This window comes from Streptomyces anulatus, from assembly GCF_014650675.1.
Lineage (GTDB): Bacteria > Actinomycetota > Actinomycetes > Streptomycetales > Streptomycetaceae > Streptomyces > Streptomyces anulatus.
In genome coordinates, this window is record NZ_BMVK01000002.1 from 453,090 (window position 1) to 469,089 (window position 16,000).

Here is a 16,000-nt window from a genome sequence, read left to right on the forward strand (position 1 = left end):
CCCTCAGACCTCGTAGGGCTGGACGACGATGAAGTTGCCGGGGGCGCCCCGGAACTGGAGGTTCACGGTCTCTCCGCTGTGTCCGGGGTACGCGTTGCGGCGCAGCCGGACCTGGGTGGAGACGATCACCTGGGAGGCGGCCGACCAGGCGACGACGGCGTTGCAGTCGGCGAACGTGGTGGGCGTGACCGGCAGGACGACCGGGGTGCCGTGGGTCTTCACGATCACGGTGCCGGTGCCCTGGAACTGCATGGTGAACAGTGCGCCGCCGGGGATGCCGTGCCCTTCGACCCTGCGGACCTCGTACTGGAGGGACTCGTCGAAGGCGAGGACGCTCTCGGCGGAGACGCAGATGGCGTCGCCCTGCAGTTCGATCGGGTGCAGATGCGAGCCCTCCTCGGCGAGGAAGACCTGGCCGCGGCCGGTACAGCGCATCAGCTGCATCTCCTGGCCGGTGGCGTTGCCCACGGCACGGCCGACGAACCCGGCACTCTTGTAGCCGAAGTCCACCTTGCCCTGATACATCACCATGCTGCCCTGGCGGGCCAGGACCCCGGATCCGCCCATGGTCAGGTCGACCCGCATGAGCTGCTGGTTCTGCGGGGTCCAGCGCTGTCCGGTGGCGGTCTCCTTGTACGGCTGCAGGGCCGCCTGGAGACCCGCGCCGGTGGCCGGCACTCCTTGAGGCACTCCCTGGGGCATGCCCTGCGGGACACCCGGCGGCATGCCCATGGGGGGCTGCTGACCGTACGGGGCCGGCACGGGCTGACCGTAGGGAGCGGGCGCCTGCTGGCCGAAGGGAGGGGCGGGCGGAGCGCCCTGGCCCGGGACCTGGCCGAACTGGGGCTGCTGGGGCTGGCCGTACGGGGACGGAGCCTGGGGCGCCTGCGGCGTCTGGGGAGCCAGCGGGGCCGCGATCGTCGGCGCCGCGTGCATCGGCTGCTGCGGTGCGGGCGACGGCGTGGGCGCGGGCGGGGCTCCGAAGGACGGTGCGGGCTGCGGGGCCTGGGCTGCGGGCGGGGCGCCGAAGGCGGGGGGCGCGGCTGCCTGGGCCAGCGGGGCGAAGCCCGGGGCGGCGGCCGGTGCGGCTGCGGGAGGCGCCTCCTCCTCGGCGACCTCGCCGCCGAAGTTCTTCAGAAGCGCGTCGAGACCGCCGTCGAAACCCTGGCCGACGGCGGCGAAGCGCCAGACGTCCTTCAGATAGAAGTCGCCGAGCATCACCGCGCGCTCGGTGGTGAACTCCGATCCGGTGAAGGCGTACCGCACCACTTCCTCGCCGCCCGCGACGATCCGGATGTACCCCGGACCGATCTGGGACATCTGCCCGGAACCGTCGAGCGTCGCGGTGAAGGAGAGCTTCTGGATGGCTGCCGGAATGCGGTCGAGCGTGACGCGGAAGGACTCGGTGTCACCGGACTGCGCGCCGAGGAGCTGAATGGACTCCTCGGGCGATTTCGGCTGATTGAAGAAGATGAAGTACCGGTCGTCGGAGAGCTGCTCATGGGCGTCGAGACCGAAGCAGCTGATGTCGAAAGTCAGCCCCGGGGCCGCGATCTGCACGCCTACGTACAGATCCGTCCCTGGCGTGAGATCACTGATCTTGGCCTTGTGGCCGCGTTGGAATTCCCTGGCCATGCGTAACGACCGTCCCCCATCCAGAAGGTAAATGCGTCGCGTCAGGCTAACCGCAAACGACGACATCGGACCAAGCCGGTACAGACCCGGTACAGAATCGGCGAACGTGACCGGCCCCGGTCACTCCTCGCGGGCGGCGGGCAGGTGGGGCAGCCGGTCGGCCGCCACCACGCCCTCCAGATACCCACGGGCGCGCTCGGTGCGGGGGTAGGCCTCCAGCAGCCGCCAGAACCCCGGACCGTGTCCGGGAACGAGCAGATGTGCCAGCTCGTGGAGGAGTACGTAGTCGACCACGTACTCCGGCATGCCCTGCAGGCGGTGCGAGAGCCTGATGCTGCCCTCGGCAGGGGTGCACGAGCCCCAGCGGGTGTTCTGGTTGGTCACCCAGCGCACCGAGACGGGCCTGGCGCGACCGTCGAAATACTGGGCGGACAGCCGCACGGCACGCTCAGCGAGTTCGGTGTCGCCCAGGACGCGCTTGTTCTCCTGGGCGGCGAGCTTGTCCAGCATCACGCCCACCCAGCGCCGCTCCTCCGCCTCCGACATCCGGGCGGGGATGAGCACGATCGTGCGGTCGCCCTCGCGGTAGGCGGAGACCGTTCTCCTGCGCCGGGTGCTCCTGCGGACCTCGACCGCGCTCGTCGCCGAAGCGCGGGCCGGATGGGCTGCCGCGCTGCGCTGATGGCTTCCGGCGCTGGGCGCGGGGGTCTCCCCGGCGAAGCCGGACGACGGGTCGGCGGGCACGCCACGACGTTACCCGCTGTCCGTGGGGGAAGTCCCGCCCCGGGAACGGTTCCGCGGCGATCCGCGCCACCGCGTGCACCATTTGAACGACTAAGGGCTTGAACGACTAATACCCCGTGCCTGTGGACAACTCCGCGCACGGTTCGGCGCGGGCCCGCATTCTGGCGGAGGTCCTGCGGAAAGACCCGTGGATCCACCGGTCTGCGAGCACACCCGTGCCCGCGACACCGCTCGGGGGGAGAAATCATGCATCCGATGCTGAAGCCCGCACTGCGTCGCGCATGGCGCGGCCGGAACACCGTGCAATTCGGTGTGACACCCGCTCATGCCGTGACGCTCGGACCTGTGGACCTCGCCACGGGGAGCTTCCTGGAGCTGCTCGACGGCACGCGCGGGCTGCCGCTCCTGCACGAGGAGGCACGCGCTCTGGACCTGTCGGAACGTCATGTGGACACCCTTCTGGCACGGTTGGCGGAGGCCGGGCTCCTGGACGACCCGAGGTCGGCGGGTCCGGGAGCCGATGTCCTGTGCCGCCGGGCCGAGATGATGGACCGCCAGCGTCCCGATGTGGCATCCCTGTCGGTCGTCCGTCCCGAGCCGGGCGGCAGTACGCGGCGGATGGCGGCCCGGCGAGCGATGCGGGTCCAGGTGCGGGGAGCGGGCAGGGTCGGGGCGTCCATCGCCTCGGTGCTGTCGGGTGCGGGGGTGGGGCATGTGGAAGTGCTCGACGGGGGCCGGGTCGAGCCCTGGGACGTGGCGCCCGCGGGTCTCGCCCCGGCATCCGTCGGGGAACGGCGCGACGTGGCGGCCCGCCGGCTCGTCCGCCGGTCCGCACCCGGGCCCGCTCCCCGGCGGGCGAGGACGGACGGAGCCGGGGCCGACCTGCCGGGGAGCGCCGGACAACCCGGCCTGTCCCTGATCGTCGTCGCTCCCCGGGACGGCCTCGCGGTGTACGCACCCGTCGCGGACACGGCCGGTCCCTGGATCGCGTCGGGCACTCCTCATCTCTATGCGGGAGTGATCGAGGCCACAGGGGTGGTCGGGCCTCTCGTCCTGCCCGGGGGCACCGGCTGTGCGGGCTGCCTGGAACTGCACCGTGCGGACCAGGATCCGCAGTGGCCCCGGATGCTGGCGCAGTGGCGTTCCGGGCGGCGGGGAGCGGTGCCCGCCTGCGACCTGGGGCTCGCGACGGCGGTCGCCGGTCTCGCCTCGGCGCATGCCCTGGCGTTCCTGGACGGGGACCTCCCTGCCTGTACCGGAGCTCGCTGGGAGGCCGCTCTCCCGTTGCTGGACTGGCGTTCCGAGCCGATCGGCCCGCATGCGGACTGCTCCTGCGGGGCGGCCGGGGGCGCTATGAGGGATCGGGCCTCCGGTGGTCTTCCGGCGCAGGACACAATGGCGGGGTGACCGCCGACGCCGGAGAGACACCGGAGGCACGAGCGGCACGGCAGTCTGGGAACTGGAGGGGCACATGTCTGATCTTCCCCGGAAGGCGGTTACGCGTACGGCCAAGCTGGCCGCGCTTCCGCTCGGCTTCGCCGGCCGTGCCACATGGGGTCTGGGCAAGCGGATCGGCGGAAAGTCGGCCGAGCTGGTCGCCCGTGAGGTGCAGCAGCGCACGGCGGACCAGTTGTTCAAGACCCTGGGCGAGCTGAAGGGCGGGGCCATGAAGCTGGGCCAGGCCCTCTCGGTCTTCGAGTCGGCGCTGCCCGAGGAGATCGCCGGCCCCTATCGGGCCGCGCTGACCAAGCTCCAGGAGGCCGCGCCGCCGCTGCCCGCGCGCACGGTCCACGGGGTCCTCACCGAACGCATCGGGGAGGACTGGCGGGAGTATTTCCTGGAGTTCGAGGACACGCCGGCGGCTGCCGCCTCGATCGGGCAGGTGCACCGCGCGGTGTGGCACGACGGCCGCGAGGTCGCCGTGAAGGTGCAGTATCCCGGGGCGGGCGAGGCGCTGCTCTCCGACCTCGCCCAGCTCAGCCGTTTCGCGCGGCTGCTCGGCCCGCTGGTTCCGGGGATGGACATCAAGCCGCTGATCAAGGAGTTGCGGGACCGGGTCTCGGAGGAGCTGGACTACGAGCTGGAGGCGCAGGCGCAACAGGAGCACGCGGCGGAGTTCGAGGACGACCCGGATGTGGTGATCCCTCAGGTGGTGCACCAGTCCGACCAGGTGCTGGTGACGGAGTGGATCGACGGGATCCCGCTGTCCGAGGTCATCGCGGAGGGGACGGCGGAGCAGCGGGACCGTGCGGGGCAGTTGCTGGCCCGCTTCCTCTTCTCCGGTCCGGCGCGCACCGGCCTGCTGCACGCCGACCCGCATCCGGGCAACTTCCGGCTGCTGCCCCCGGCGGCGGCGGAGAAGGAGGCGGGGCAGACGGAGGAGGACGGCGGTCCGGTCGGGTCGTGGCGGCTGGGGGTGTTGGACTTCGGCACGGTCGACCGGCTCCCGGGCGGGCTGCCGCGGAACATCGGCGACTCGCTGCGGCTGGCGCTGGAGGGCGACGCGGCGGGGGTGTACGGGCTGCTGCGCGAAGAGGGCTTCGTGAAGGAGTCGATAGATCTGGACCCGGACGCGGTGCTCGACTACCTGCTCCCGATCATCGAGCCCACCCAGGTGGAGGAGTTCACCTTCAGCCGGGGCTGGATCCGTGAACAGGCGGCCCGGATAGCCGATCCGCGTTCCCCCGCCCATCAGCTCGGCAGGCAGCTGAATCTCCCCCCGTCCTACGTCCTGATACACCGGGTCACGCTCAGCACCATCGGGGTGTTGTGCCAGCTCGGCGCGACGGTCCGGCTGCGCGACGAGTTGGAAGCGTGGCTGCCGGGGTTCCTCGCGGAGGACCCGGAGACGGAGGACACGGAGACGGTGGACGCGGAAGCCGAGGGCACGGAGTACGCCGAGGAGGAGGGCGAGCCGGAAGGGGAGCCCGTCCAGGCGTAGGAAGGACCCGGGGCCGCGGTCACCACCAGAGTGAGTCGAGGCGGCTCTCGATCGCGCGGATATGGAGGCGGGCGCAGCTCTCGCAGAACAGGAGACGGCGCCCGTCCTCCACGGAGCAGAGCCAGGTCGGAGGGGCTGTCCCGCCTTCGGCGGCGGTGCCGCAGCGGGCGCACACCACGCTTCCGTCGGCGGACTGCTCGGGGGAATGGGTCTCCTCGTCCACCTCCTGACGATATCCCCGTGACCGGACGGCCGACGGCACAACGCACCGCGGGGCCGTCCGTGTCCGGACGGCCCCGCGGTGAGGTGATGGGTGCACGGTCAGTGCATGACCGCCATGGCCAGCGCGCGGCGGGCGCGCAGCGAGGCGCGCTCCGCTCGGCGCTGCATCCGGCGGGCGGTGATCAGGCGGGCCGACTGTCGGTCCTCCTGGGCCTCCCGCAGGCGGTCGTGCATATGCGCACGCGCCAGGGCTTCTGGGATGAGTTGCATTTCGCGGGTCCTGTTCTGACGCGAGTCGTTCGCGCCGATGATGGTGACGTCGGGGGTGGCGGAGCCGACGGGCTCCTTCGTGGGGGTGATCATTGGTGCCTGATTCCGGGGGTCATGGGTCTGGGGACGGTCGATCGTTCCGAGGCGGAGCCTGCGTGTGGGGGCGGGGACCCCACAGGTCGCGGTCACGCTGCGACCGGGTTCTTGCGCGGACGGCCACGCGGACGCTTGCGGGCCACGACGACGCCCTGGACGAAGAGCTCGCCGCCCCAGACACCCCACGGCTCGCGGCGGTCCTTCGCGCCGGCGAGGCAGGCCTCGACGAGCGGGCAGGTGCGGCAGAGGGACTTGGCGTACTCGACGTCGGCGGGCGACTCGGCGAAGAAGACCTCCGGGTCGTAGGAACGGCAGGGGACGGGTACGCCGAGGTTCTCGATGGCGTCGTCGAGCGCGGTGAGCGTGGTGAGCGGGGTCAAGGCGGAGTCCTCCGTGGAGCCGGGCGGCGAGATCGGGGTGGAAAGCGGTACTGACGGGGCGTGCGTTTCGATGTGCACGGTGGGTGGTGTCCTCGTCTGGTCGTGCCGGCCTGTTGGCCGGTTGGCGGCTGCTGGTACCAGGTCCTGCTTGTCCCGAGGCTCCTTCGTTCCGTCTCGTCCGTTCGGACAAAACAAAAGGGCCGCGGATCCCGAGTGGGGTTCCGCGGCCCTGAAGGCGCCGGCCTGATGCTGGATCAGGCTGGATCGCTCCAGGGTTCAGGCCCACGGAAGGCCCACATCGTGTGGTGCTGCTGCGTCTGCTTCTTGGCTCCGGCACCGGCTGCCGCAAAGGCATAGGCCTGAGCCTGTGCTGCCTTCGCTACTGCTGCTGCCGGTGCCTCGATCGGTCGCTCATTGCGCTCCCGCGTCACGGGGAGGCTCACCAGGGACAGCGGACGGACGGCAGAGATGCCGGACAGACCGGTGGCGCGAAGCGAGGCAACCGAGGAGCGGGTGAGGCCGAGCGAGCAGGCGGAGACGACCGAGAGATCGGTCATTTTCTGGGTTTCGATGATGCTGATCACTTCAATCGCCTCCTCTCGGCGTCTCAGGGGGACCGGCCGGGGCCGATCCTGCGTATTCGGATAAGTACAGCACGGAATCAGGGCTTCAGAGAAGTCGCTGTTCCCGTGGTTAAGAACCTATGGTGACGACTGGGGCGGGCGCAAACTATTTTCTGGACGAGTTTTCCTCAGGTCTCGTCGACGCCGCCCTCGGGCTCGCCATCAACGGCCTCACCTGCGCAGATAGCCAGAACATCGGTGCCGAAGCGGCTCAACTTCCGGTTGCCGACGCCGGCGATGACAACCAGCTCGCCCTCGGTCGACGGCACGGCCTCGGCGATCGCCATGAGGGTCTTCTCGGTGAACACGCAGAAGTCCGGCTGGCCCAGCAGCGTCGCCTGGGCGGCACGCCAGTCGTACAGCCGCCCGTACAGCGCCTCGTCCATGTCCGAGGGGCACTCCTCGCAGCGCATCAGCTTCATCTCGCCCGCGTCGGTGAGCGTGCGTCCGCAGACCCGGCACCGCACCGGTCCCCGGTGCTTCCGCTCGACCGCCGGGGTCCGGCTCGCCGCCGCTGCCCGGCCGGTGCCCCGGTCGATGCCTCCGCCGCCGCCGGCCCCGCTCCGCGCGCCCGAGGACGCCGAGCCCGGCCGCAGCCCGTTCAGGAAGCGGGTCGGCCTCCGGCTCGCCCGGCCGCCCGGCGACCGGGACAGGGCCCAGGAGAGCGAGAGGTGGACGCGGGCGCGGGTGATCCCGACGTACATCAGGCGCCTCTCCTCCTCGACCTGCTCGTCGGTCTTGGCGTAGGCGATCGGCATCATGCCCTCGGTCAGGCCGACCAGGAACACGGCGTCCCATTCCAGGCCCTTCGCCGAGTGCAGCGAGGCCAGCGTCACCCCCTGGACCGTCGGGGCGTGCTGGGCGGCCGCCCGCTCGTCCAGCTCGCGGACCAGGTCGGTCAGGGTCGCCCCGGGTTTCGCCGTCTCGAAGTCCTCCGCGAGGCGCACCAGCGCGGCCAGCGACTCCCAGCGGTCGCGCACGGCCCCCGACCCGGCGGGCGGCCTGCTGGTCCAGCCCTTGGTGGAGAGCACCGCCCTCACCTGGGACGGCAGCCCCTCCGCCTCGTCGAGCAGGGAGTCGTTGCGCCCGGCGCGGGCCGCGCCGCGCAGGGCGGTGCCCGCCTCGCGGACCTCGGCCCGCTCGAAGAACCGCTCGGCGCCGCGCAGCTGGTAGGGCACCCCGGCGTCCGCGAGGGCCTGCTCGTAGACCTCGGACTGGGAGTTGACGCGGTAGAGCACGGCGATCTCGCCGGCCGGCACGCCGGCGGCGATGAGATCGCGGATGCGCCGGGCGGTGGACTCGGCCTCGGTGGGCTCGTCGGAATACTCCGTGTAGACCGGCTCGGGGCCCTTCTCGCGCTGCGAGACCAGCTCCAGCCGGTGGTCGGCGGCCTTGCCGTGGGCCTGGCTCAGCAGGCCGTTGGCGAGGTGGACGACCTGGGGGGTGGAGCGGTAGTCCCGCACCAGCTTGACCACGGTCGCCCCGGGGTGGCGGGTGCGGAAGTTCAGCAGATGGTCGGGGGTGGCCCCGGTGAAGGAGTAGATCGTCTGGCTGGCGTCGCCGACGACGCAGAGATCGTCCCGGTCCCCGACCCAGAGGTCGAGCAGCCGCTGCTGGAGCGGGCTCACGTCCTGGTACTCGTCGACGACGAAGTGCTGGTACTGGCCGCGCACGTGCTCCGCGATGTCGCTCCGGTCCTGGAGGATGCCGACCGTGAGCAGCAGGACGTCCTCGAAGTCGATCACCGAGCGGTCGCGCTTGAGCTGTTCGTACGTGGAGTAGATCTGGGAGAGGACCGCCGGATCGCGGGGGGCGTCCCGCTGGGTCTTGGCGACGGCGGCCGGGTAGTCGGCGGGGACGGTCTGGGTGACCTTGGCCCACTCGATCTCGCTGGTGACGTCCCGCAGCTCGTTGCGGTCGAGCCGGAGCTCGCAGCGGGCGGCGGCCTCGGCGACCAGCTGCACCTTCCGCTCCAGCAGCCGGGGCAGCTCGCCACCGACTGCTTTCGGCCAGAAGTACTGGAGCTGTCGGAGGGCGGCGGAGTGGAAGGTCCGCGCCTGGACGCCGGTCGCGCCGAGCTGCCTCAGGCGGCCGCGCATCTCTCCGGCGGCCCGGTTGGTGAAGGTGACGGCGAGCACGGTGGCCGGCTGGAGGATGCCCGCCCGCACCCCGTACGCGATGCGGTGGGTGATCGCGCGGGTCTTGCCCGTACCGGCTCCGGCCAGCACGCACACCGGTCCGTGCAGGGCCAGAGCCACCTCGCGCTGCTCGGGGTCGAGCCCGTCGAGCACGGCGTCCGGGGTCTCGGGAACCTGGGGGAAGAGGGTGGAGTGCGTTGCTGCTGTCACCCCGCCATGCTGCCAGGTCCCAAGGGGCGGATGCGGCGGTTGTCCACAGGGGTGAGGTATTCGTCGTACCGGCCCGTGCGGCGCGGGACCGGTGCGGGACTAGGTACGGGGCGTGGTCGGGCCGGGTACACGGGGCGTGGTGGGAATGGTGACCGTGTCCCGTACGTTCCTCAAGATTGTGGGACGGCCGCGGACAGCGGCCGGACCGCGAGTGACGCTGCCGGCCGCGCAGCGTTCGGACGAGACGAAGGAGCGCCAGCGACATGGCGGGCACTGTGACGATGTACAGCACCACCTGGTGCGGCTACTGCCGTCGGCTGAAGAGCCAGATGGACCGCGAGGGCATCGCGTACAACGAGGTCAACATCGAGCACGACCCGGAGTCGGCCGCGTTCGTCGAGAAGGCGAATGGCGGAAACCAGACGGTCCCCACCCTGCTGATCGTGGCCCCCTCGGGCACCGAGTCGGTCATGACGAACCCGTCTCTCGCCCAGGTGAAGCAGGCGCTCGCCGCCTGATCCGGCCGATCGACGACTGCCCGTCGTGCGTACTGCTTGCCCGTTGTGCGTACCACTGCCCGTCGCGCGTACCACTGCCCCCGGCACCGCCGGGGGCAGTCGTCTGTCCGGGGCAGACGTCAGCCGGTCCGCTTCACGGCGCCCGGCTTCGGGAGCGGCTTGCCGTACCAGAGTTCGATCAGACGGGCCGCGATCGAGATGCCGAACGGGGGCATGACCTCGCCGGACTCGAAGGCGGCGGTGAGGTCCTCGCGGGAGAACCAGCGGGCCTCCTCGATCTCCTCGCCGTCGACGTTGATGTCGAAGGAGGTCGCCCGCGCCATGAAGCCGAGCATCAGGCTGGAGGGGAACGGCCAGGGCTGGCTGGCGATGTACTCGACCTCGCCGACGGTGACCCCGGCCTCCTCGTAGACCTCTCGGGCCACGGACTGCTCGATCGACTCCCCCGGCTCGACGAACCCGGCGAGCGTGGAGAAGCGGCCCTCCGGCCAGTGCACCTGGCGGCCCAGCAGGGCCCGGTCCTGGTCGTCGGTGACCAGCATGATGACCGCAGGGTCGGTACGCGGGTAGTGCTCGGCGCCGCAGGCCTGGCAGCGGCGGATGTGGCCGGCCGCCGCGATGACGGTGCGCTCGCCGCAGCGGGAGCAGAAGCGGTGCAGCCGCTGCCAGTTCTCCAGGGCGACCGCGTGCACCATCAGACCCGCGTCGCGGGGGCCGAGGAGGAGCCCCGCTTCGCGGAGTCCCGCGGGCCGGGCCGACTGGTCCATGCGGCCGGGCAGCGAGTCCTTCTGGAGCGCGAAGTAGCTGACGCCGTCCTCGTCGGTGCCGAGGAAATACCGGTGGGTCTCGGTGACCGGGGCCTCGAAGGCCTGGGTCATGACGATCTCGGTGCCCCCGTCGGGGGTGTCGTCGATCAGCACCTGCCCGCCGGAGACGACGAAGACGCGGGTCGTCGGGTGGCTCCACGCCACGGCCAGCCAGGCCTCGTCGAGGCGGTGGTGTGCCGCGCGGTCGATGCCGCTCGGCGCGGTGAGGCCGATCGGGCGGTCTGCGGTGGCGTTGTCGAAGGTGCTCACAGGTGCTTCCTACTCCCCCTGGGTGGATCGGGTGTGCACAGGTACGTGGAAGTGCGCAGAGGATTCAGCGGAGTCCGGGCGCTCAGCGGAGTGGTGGGCGTTCAGCGGAGTGCCGTGGCCAGCTCGCCCCACAGGTGGGCGGTCGTCTCCACGCCCTTGAGCAGCAGGTCCAGCTCGACCTTCTCGTCGGGGGCGTGCCAGCCGTCGGAGGGTACGGAGATGCCGAGGAAGAGGACGGGGGCGCCGAGCACGTCCCTGAGGTCGGCGGCGGGGCCCGAGCCTCCTTCCCGGGTGAAGAGGATCTTCCTTCCGAAGGCCCGGCCCATCGCGCGGGCCACCGCCTGGAGGGCGGGGTGGTCCAGCGGGGTCAGACAGGGGCGGGTGGCGGGCTGGAAGGCGATCCGGTGACGGACGCCCGCCGGTACGCGGGACTCGGCCCAGGCCTGAACGGCCTGCTGCACGCGGTCGGGGTCCTGGCCGTCGACCAGCCGGAAGCTGATCTTCACCAGGGCGGAGGAGGGGATGATCGTCTTGCTGCCGGCGCCCTGGTAGCCGCCGCCGATGCCGTTGACCTCGGCGGTGGGGCGGGCCCAGACGCGCTCCAGCGTGGAGTACCCGGTCTCTCCGGTGGCGGCCCCCGACTTCGCGGTGCGCAGCCAGGTGGCCTCGTCGAAGGGCAGCTCGGCGAAGAGGGCCCGCTCGGTGTCGGTGAGGTCGGTGACCCCGTCGTAGAAGCCGGGGATCGCGACCCGGCCGTCCTCGTCGTGGAGGGCGGCGACGAGGCGGGCGATCTCGGTGGCCGGGTTGGGGACGGCACCGCCGAACGATCCGGAGTGGATGTCCTGGGCGGGGCCGTACAGCTCGATCTCGCACTCCGCGAGGCCGCGCATGCCGGTGCAGACGGTCGGGGTGTCCTCGTCCCACATGCCGGTGTCCGAGACGATCACCGCGTCGGCGGCGAGCCGGTCCGCGTGCTTCTCGGCGAGGGCGCGGAAGTTCGGGGAGCCCGACTCCTCCTCGCCCTCGATCAGCAGTTTGAGGTGGACGGCGGGGGTGGTGCGGCCGGTCGCGGCGAGGTGGGCGCGGACCCCGAGGGTGTGGAAGAACACCTGGCCCTTGTCGTCGGCCGCGCCGCGGCCGTACATCCGGCCGTCCCGGATCACCGGCTCGAACGGGTCGGTCGCCCAGCCGTCCTCGCGGGCGGCGGGCTGCACGTCGTGGTGGCCGTAGACCAGGACCGTCGGGGCGTCCGGGTCCTCGCTGGGCCACTCGGCGAACACCGCCGGGGCTCCGGGGGTCTCCCAGACCTCGGTGACCGGGAACCCGGTCTCCCCGAGCTTGGCGCTCAGCCACTCCGCGCTGCGCCGTACGTCCCCGTCGTGCTCCGGCTGCGCGGACACGGACGGGATGCGCAGCCACTCCGCGAGGTCGTCGAGGAAGGCTGCGCGGTGCTGTTCGGTGTACGTACGGACGGCGCTGTCCGGGGTCTCGCTCATGCTCTTGAGCCTATCCGTCCTCGGGGGCCGGCTCGTCCAGCAGGATCCGCTCCAGCTCGGCCCGGCCGGGCAGTCCCCGCGGTTGGACGGTCTCCCCGCTGCGTACGTAGAGGAAGGTGGCGGTGACCTCTTCGGGCGGCAGATCGTGCAGTTCGGCCCAGGCCAGCCGGTAGACGGCGAGCTGGAGCGGGTCGGCGGTGCGGTGGCGGGTGGTCTTCCAGTCGACGATCTCGTACCGGTCGCCGGTGCGGTAGACGGCGTCGATACGTCCCCGGATCACCCGGCCCGCCAGGGTGATCTGGAACGGGGTCTCCACCCGGTACGGCGTGCGCCGGGCGTACGCGGTGCGCTCGAACGCCTCCTTCAGTTCGGCGAGGTCCCGCTCGTCGGCGATCTCCGCGTCGCTCCCGTCTCCCCCGGGCAGTTCGTCGGGGCCGAGCATGGGCAGCGGCAGTTCCTCGTACCGCGACTCCACCCAGGCGTGGAACCGGGTGCCCCGGCGGGCGGCGGGCTGGGGCGGGCGGGGCATGGGCCGGGCCAGCTCCCGGGCGAAGGCGTCGGGGTCCTCGGCCAGGCGCAGCAGCTGGGTGGCGGAGAGCGCGGCGGGCACGAGGACCTCGCGCACGGTGGCACGGGCACGCCGCAGCTCCCCGGCCAGGGAGTCCAGGTCCCGGTCCCAGGAGGCGAGGGTGCGGGCCTCCTCGGGGGTCAGCCTTTCCGCCGGGTCTTCCCGCGGAGGACGGGCGGCCTGGTCGGCCTGGTCCTCCTGCGGGTGACGTGCGGCCGGTTCCTCCTCCGGCTGACGTGCGGCCGGGATGTGCGGGGACGGGGGCGGTGCGGTGTCCGGTGCCGTGTCCGGCACGGTGTCCGGGGCCGTGTCCGGTGCGGTTCCCGGTGCCGTGTCCGGTGCGGTTCCCGGTGCCGTGTCCGGTGCGCCCGGGGGGCGTTCCGTGGGGAGCGCGTCCCAGTCCCAGTCCTCGTCGACCGGCTCCTCGTCGAACGGCTCCTCCTCGAACAGTGCCTCGTCGAACAGTGCCTCGTCGGCCGGTACGTCATCGGGCCCGGGCCCGTACGCCGGCGCCTCCTCGTCCCCGTGGACGGCCAGGCGCTCCAGGTGGGCCAGCACCGTGTCCCGGGCGGCGCGGCGGCGGGCCAGGGCGTCGGCGTCGAGCGGGAGCGGCCAGGCCAGGTCGGCGTCCCGTTCCGCGAGGGCCGGGTTCTCCTCGTCCTCCGCGGGCTCGTCCGCCCAGGCCTCGATCTCGCCGTGGCCCGCGGCGCAGTGCTCGTACAGCGCGTCGAGGAAGGCGGACGGGCCGCGGGTCCTCTTCTGCGACGGGCCCCACCAGTGGCCGGAGCCGAGGAGCAGGGAGCGGGGGCGGGTGAACGTGACGTACCCGAGGCGCAGCTCCTCCGTGTGCTGGTGCTCCTTCATCTCCGCCTTGAACGCCTTGATCCCCTTGGCGTCGAGGCCGTCGTGCGTGTCCAGGGCCGGGAGCGTCTCCGCGTCGCCGCGCAGGGCGTGCGGGAGCACCTGGGCCTGGGCGGTCCACGCCTCCCGGGCCCGGTCGCTCGGGAACTGGCCCGTGACCAGTCCCGGCACGGCGACGACGTCCCACTCCAGGCCCTTGGACTTGTGCGCGGTCAGCACCTTGACGGTGTTCTCGCCACCGGGCAGCGCGTTGTCGAGGCCCTTCTCGTACTGTGCGGCGGTCCGCAGGAAGCCGAGGAAGGCGAGCAGGGTCGCCTCGCCGTCCAGGGAGGCGAACCGGGCCGCGGTGTCCAGGAAGTTGGCGAGGGTCTCGCGGCGGCGGGCGGCCAGCGCCTGCGGGGACGCGGACAGCTCGACCTCCAGTCCGGTGGTGGCCAGGACCCGGTGCAGGACGTCCATCAGGGGGTCGGCGAGCGAGCGGCGCAGGTCACGCAGCTCCCGGGCGAGGCGGGCGAAACGGACGCGGGCCTCGGCGGAGAACGGCAGCCCGTCGTCGGCCGCGTCCCCCACGACCAGGAAGGTGTCCAGCGCGTCCGCGAGCGATATCACCTCGGCCGGGTCCGTGCCCTCGACCGCGTCCGCGAGCCGTTGGTCCGCGTCGGCGTCGTCCGCGTGGCCGGCCCGGTGCACGAGGAGGCGGGCGCGGCGGCCCAGGAGCGCGAGGTCACGGGGGCCGATGCGCCACCGCGGTCCGGTGAGGAGGCGGACCAGGGAGGCGTTGGCCCCCGGGTCCTGGAGGACCTCGCAGACGGCGACCAGGTCCGCCACCTCGGGCAGGTGCAGCAGCCCGGCGAGACCGACGACCTCGACCGGGATGTCCCGGGCGACCAGCGCGGCCTGGATCTCGGGGAAGTCCCCGGCGGTGCGGCACAGGACGGCGATCTCGCCCGGCGGGGTGCCGGTGCGCACGAGGTGGGCGAGGGAGTCGGCGAGCCAGTCGATCTCCTCGGTGTGCGTGGTCAGCAGCGCGCAGCGGACCATGCCGTCCCGCTCGGCGCCGGGGGCGGGGCGCAGCGCCTCGACGCCCTCGTGCATCGCCCGCAGGGGCTCGGCGAGGCCGTTGGCGAGCTGGAGGAGACGGCCGCCGCTGCGCCGGTTCTCGCTGAGGCTGTAGCGGGTGGCGGGGGCGCCGTCGGCATGCGGAAAGTGCTCGGGGAAGTCGTCGAGGTTGGCGACGGACGCGCCGCGCCAGCCGTAGATCGCCTGACAGGGGTCGCCCACGGCGGTCACCGCGTGGCCGGTGGGCGTGTGGCTGCCCTCCCCGGACTCCGTACCGGCACCGAACAGCGCGGAGAGCAGCAGTCGCTGGGCCACCGACGTGTCCTGGTACTCGTCGAGGAGAACCACCCGGAACTCCTCGCGCAGGATCTTCCCGACCTCGGGCCGGGTCAGGGCCAGCTCGGCGGAGAGGGCGATCTGGTCGCCGAAGTCCAGCAGGTCCCGGCTGCGCTTGGCGGCCCGGTAGCGCTCGGTGAGGCCGAGGAGGGAGCGGCGGGCCTCGGCGGTCTCGGGGATCTTGCGCAGATCGGCGTTGCTGAGCCTGGCGTGCTCCAGGGCGCTCAGCAGCTCGGTGTCGTACGTATCGAGCGCGCCGGGCCGTACGAGGTGTTCGGACAGCTCCCCGTCGAGCGCCAGGAGATCGCTGACCAGAGTGGGGAAGGACCGGGTGAGCGCCGGATAGGGGCCCGGGGCCTCGCGCAGCACCTTCGCGGCGAGCTGGTAGCGGGTGGCGTCGGCGAGGAGGCGGGTGGTCGGCTCCAGGCCGATGCGCAGGCCGTGCTCGGTGAGGAGGCGGCCGGCGAAGGCGTGGTAGGTGGAGATGGTGGGTTCGCCCGGGGGGTTGTCCGGGTCGATCACGTCGGGGTCGGTGACCCCGGCGGCGATCAGCGCCCTGCGGACGCGCTCGGCCAGCTCGCCCGCCGCCTTGTTGGTGAAGGTGAGGCCGAGGACCTGCTCCGGCGCGACCTGTCCGGTGCCCACCAGCCAGACCACGCGGGCGGCCATCACCGTGGTCTTGCCCGACCCGGCTCCGGCCACGATCACCTGCGGGGCGGGCGGCGCGGTGATGCAGGCCGTCTGCTCCGGGGTGAACGGAATCCCGAGGAGCTCCTTGAGCTGCTCGGGATCGGTGAGACGTGGGGACACCCGGACAACGGTAACCG

General features: G+C 72.2%; 13 protein-coding genes. 3 read left to right on the forward strand and 10 right to left on the reverse strand.

Annotated elements, in window-relative coordinates; genetic code table 11:
• Positions 1-3: 3 nt before the first annotated feature.
• Both IE272_RS06755 and IE272_RS06760 read right to left on the reverse strand, forming a co-directional pair.
• Positions 4-1,635, reverse strand: a complete 1,632-nt coding sequence (locus tag IE272_RS06755; RefSeq protein WP_190006450.1) for a TerD family protein — start codon at positions 1,633-1,635, stop codon at positions 4-6.
• 120 nt (positions 1,636-1,755) lie between these two features.
• On the reverse strand, positions 1,756-2,379 hold the full coding sequence (locus IE272_RS06760) for a M48 metallopeptidase family protein (RefSeq protein ID WP_050360525.1): 624 nt from the start codon (positions 2,377-2,379) through the stop codon (positions 1,756-1,758).
• 246 nt (positions 2,380-2,625) lie between these two features.
• Here IE272_RS06760 and IE272_RS06765 point away from each other — a divergent pair, with 246 nt between their 5' ends.
• Positions 2,626-3,786: a ThiF family adenylyltransferase gene (locus IE272_RS06765; protein ID WP_190006451.1), complete on the forward strand. Its 1,161-nt coding sequence runs from the start codon at positions 2,626-2,628 to the stop codon at positions 3,784-3,786.
• A 64-nt stretch (positions 3,787-3,850) separates the two neighbouring features.
• A complete protein-coding gene (locus IE272_RS06770; protein ID WP_190006452.1) occupies positions 3,851-5,320 on the forward strand; it encodes an ABC1 kinase family protein in 1,470 nt (489 codons plus the stop codon).
• A gap of 19 nt (positions 5,321-5,339) precedes the next feature.
• On the opposite strand, the gene IE272_RS06775 is transcribed toward IE272_RS06770, so the two are convergent.
• The 5 genes from IE272_RS06775 to IE272_RS06795 form a co-directional block, all read right to left on the reverse strand.
• Positions 5,340-5,543, reverse strand: a complete 204-nt coding sequence (locus IE272_RS06775) for a hypothetical protein (RefSeq protein WP_073740062.1) — start codon at positions 5,541-5,543, stop codon at positions 5,340-5,342.
• A 98-nt stretch (positions 5,544-5,641) separates the two neighbouring features.
• Complete coding sequence (locus tag IE272_RS06780) at positions 5,642-6,001, reverse strand: putative WhiB-interacting protein (RefSeq protein ID WP_176739540.1); 360 nt, start codon at positions 5,999-6,001, stop codon at positions 5,642-5,644.
• Positions 5,998-6,366 (reverse strand): WhiB family transcriptional regulator, encoded by a 369-nt coding sequence (locus tag IE272_RS06785; protein WP_007460056.1) that lies wholly within the window; start codon positions 6,364-6,366, stop codon positions 5,998-6,000. Before IE272_RS06785 ends, IE272_RS06780 begins: the two co-directional genes overlap by 4 nt.
• Before the next feature lie 176 nt (positions 6,367-6,542).
• Entirely contained in the window at positions 6,543-6,872 is a 330-nt protein-coding gene (locus tag IE272_RS06790) for a hypothetical protein (protein ID WP_056700704.1), read from the reverse strand.
• A gap of 167 nt (positions 6,873-7,039) precedes the next feature.
• A complete protein-coding gene (locus IE272_RS06795) occupies positions 7,040-9,259 on the reverse strand; it encodes an ATP-dependent DNA helicase UvrD2 (protein ID WP_050360530.1) in 2,220 nt (739 codons plus the stop codon).
• A 263-nt stretch (positions 9,260-9,522) separates the two neighbouring features.
• Between IE272_RS06795 and IE272_RS06800 the strand changes: the two genes are divergently transcribed.
• Complete coding sequence (locus tag IE272_RS06800) at positions 9,523-9,777, forward strand: glutaredoxin domain-containing protein (RefSeq protein ID WP_006127421.1); 255 nt, start codon at positions 9,523-9,525, stop codon at positions 9,775-9,777.
• Between the two features lie 119 nt (positions 9,778-9,896).
• Here the strand turns inward: IE272_RS06800 and nudC are convergent, their stop codons facing one another.
• From nudC to IE272_RS06815, 3 genes are all read right to left on the reverse strand, one after another.
• Positions 9,897-10,853, reverse strand: coding sequence for an NAD(+) diphosphatase (gene nudC / locus IE272_RS06805; protein WP_050360531.1), 957 nt, complete (start codon positions 10,851-10,853; stop codon positions 9,897-9,899).
• Positions 10,854-10,954: 101 nt separating this feature from the next.
• A complete protein-coding gene (locus IE272_RS06810) occupies positions 10,955-12,349 on the reverse strand; it encodes a dipeptidase (RefSeq protein ID WP_190006453.1) in 1,395 nt (464 codons plus the stop codon).
• Positions 12,350-12,359: 10 nt separating this feature from the next.
• On the reverse strand, positions 12,360-15,983 hold the full coding sequence (locus IE272_RS06815; protein ID WP_190006454.1) for an ATP-dependent helicase: 3,624 nt from the start codon (positions 15,981-15,983) through the stop codon (positions 12,360-12,362).
• Between the last annotated feature and the right edge of the window lie 17 nt (positions 15,984-16,000).

What these genes read in the sequence shown, in the direction of transcription:
- IE272_RS06810 (WP_190006453.1), bottom strand. Translation starts at nt 12,349, where the DNA reads ATGAGCGAGACCCCGGACAGCGCCGTCCGTACGTACACCGAACAGCAC.
- IE272_RS06765 (WP_190006451.1), top strand. Translation starts at nt 2,626, where the DNA reads ATGCATCCGATGCTGAAGCCCGCACTGCGTCGCGCATGGCGCGGCCGG.
- IE272_RS06770 (WP_190006452.1), top strand. Translation starts at nt 3,851, where the DNA reads ATGTCTGATCTTCCCCGGAAGGCGGTTACGCGTACGGCCAAGCTGGCC.
- IE272_RS06800 (WP_006127421.1), top strand. Translation starts at nt 9,523, where the DNA reads ATGGCGGGCACTGTGACGATGTACAGCACCACCTGGTGCGGCTACTGC.
- IE272_RS06755 (WP_190006450.1), bottom strand. Translation starts at nt 1,635, where the DNA reads ATGGCCAGGGAATTCCAACGCGGCCACAAGGCCAAGATCAGTGATCTC.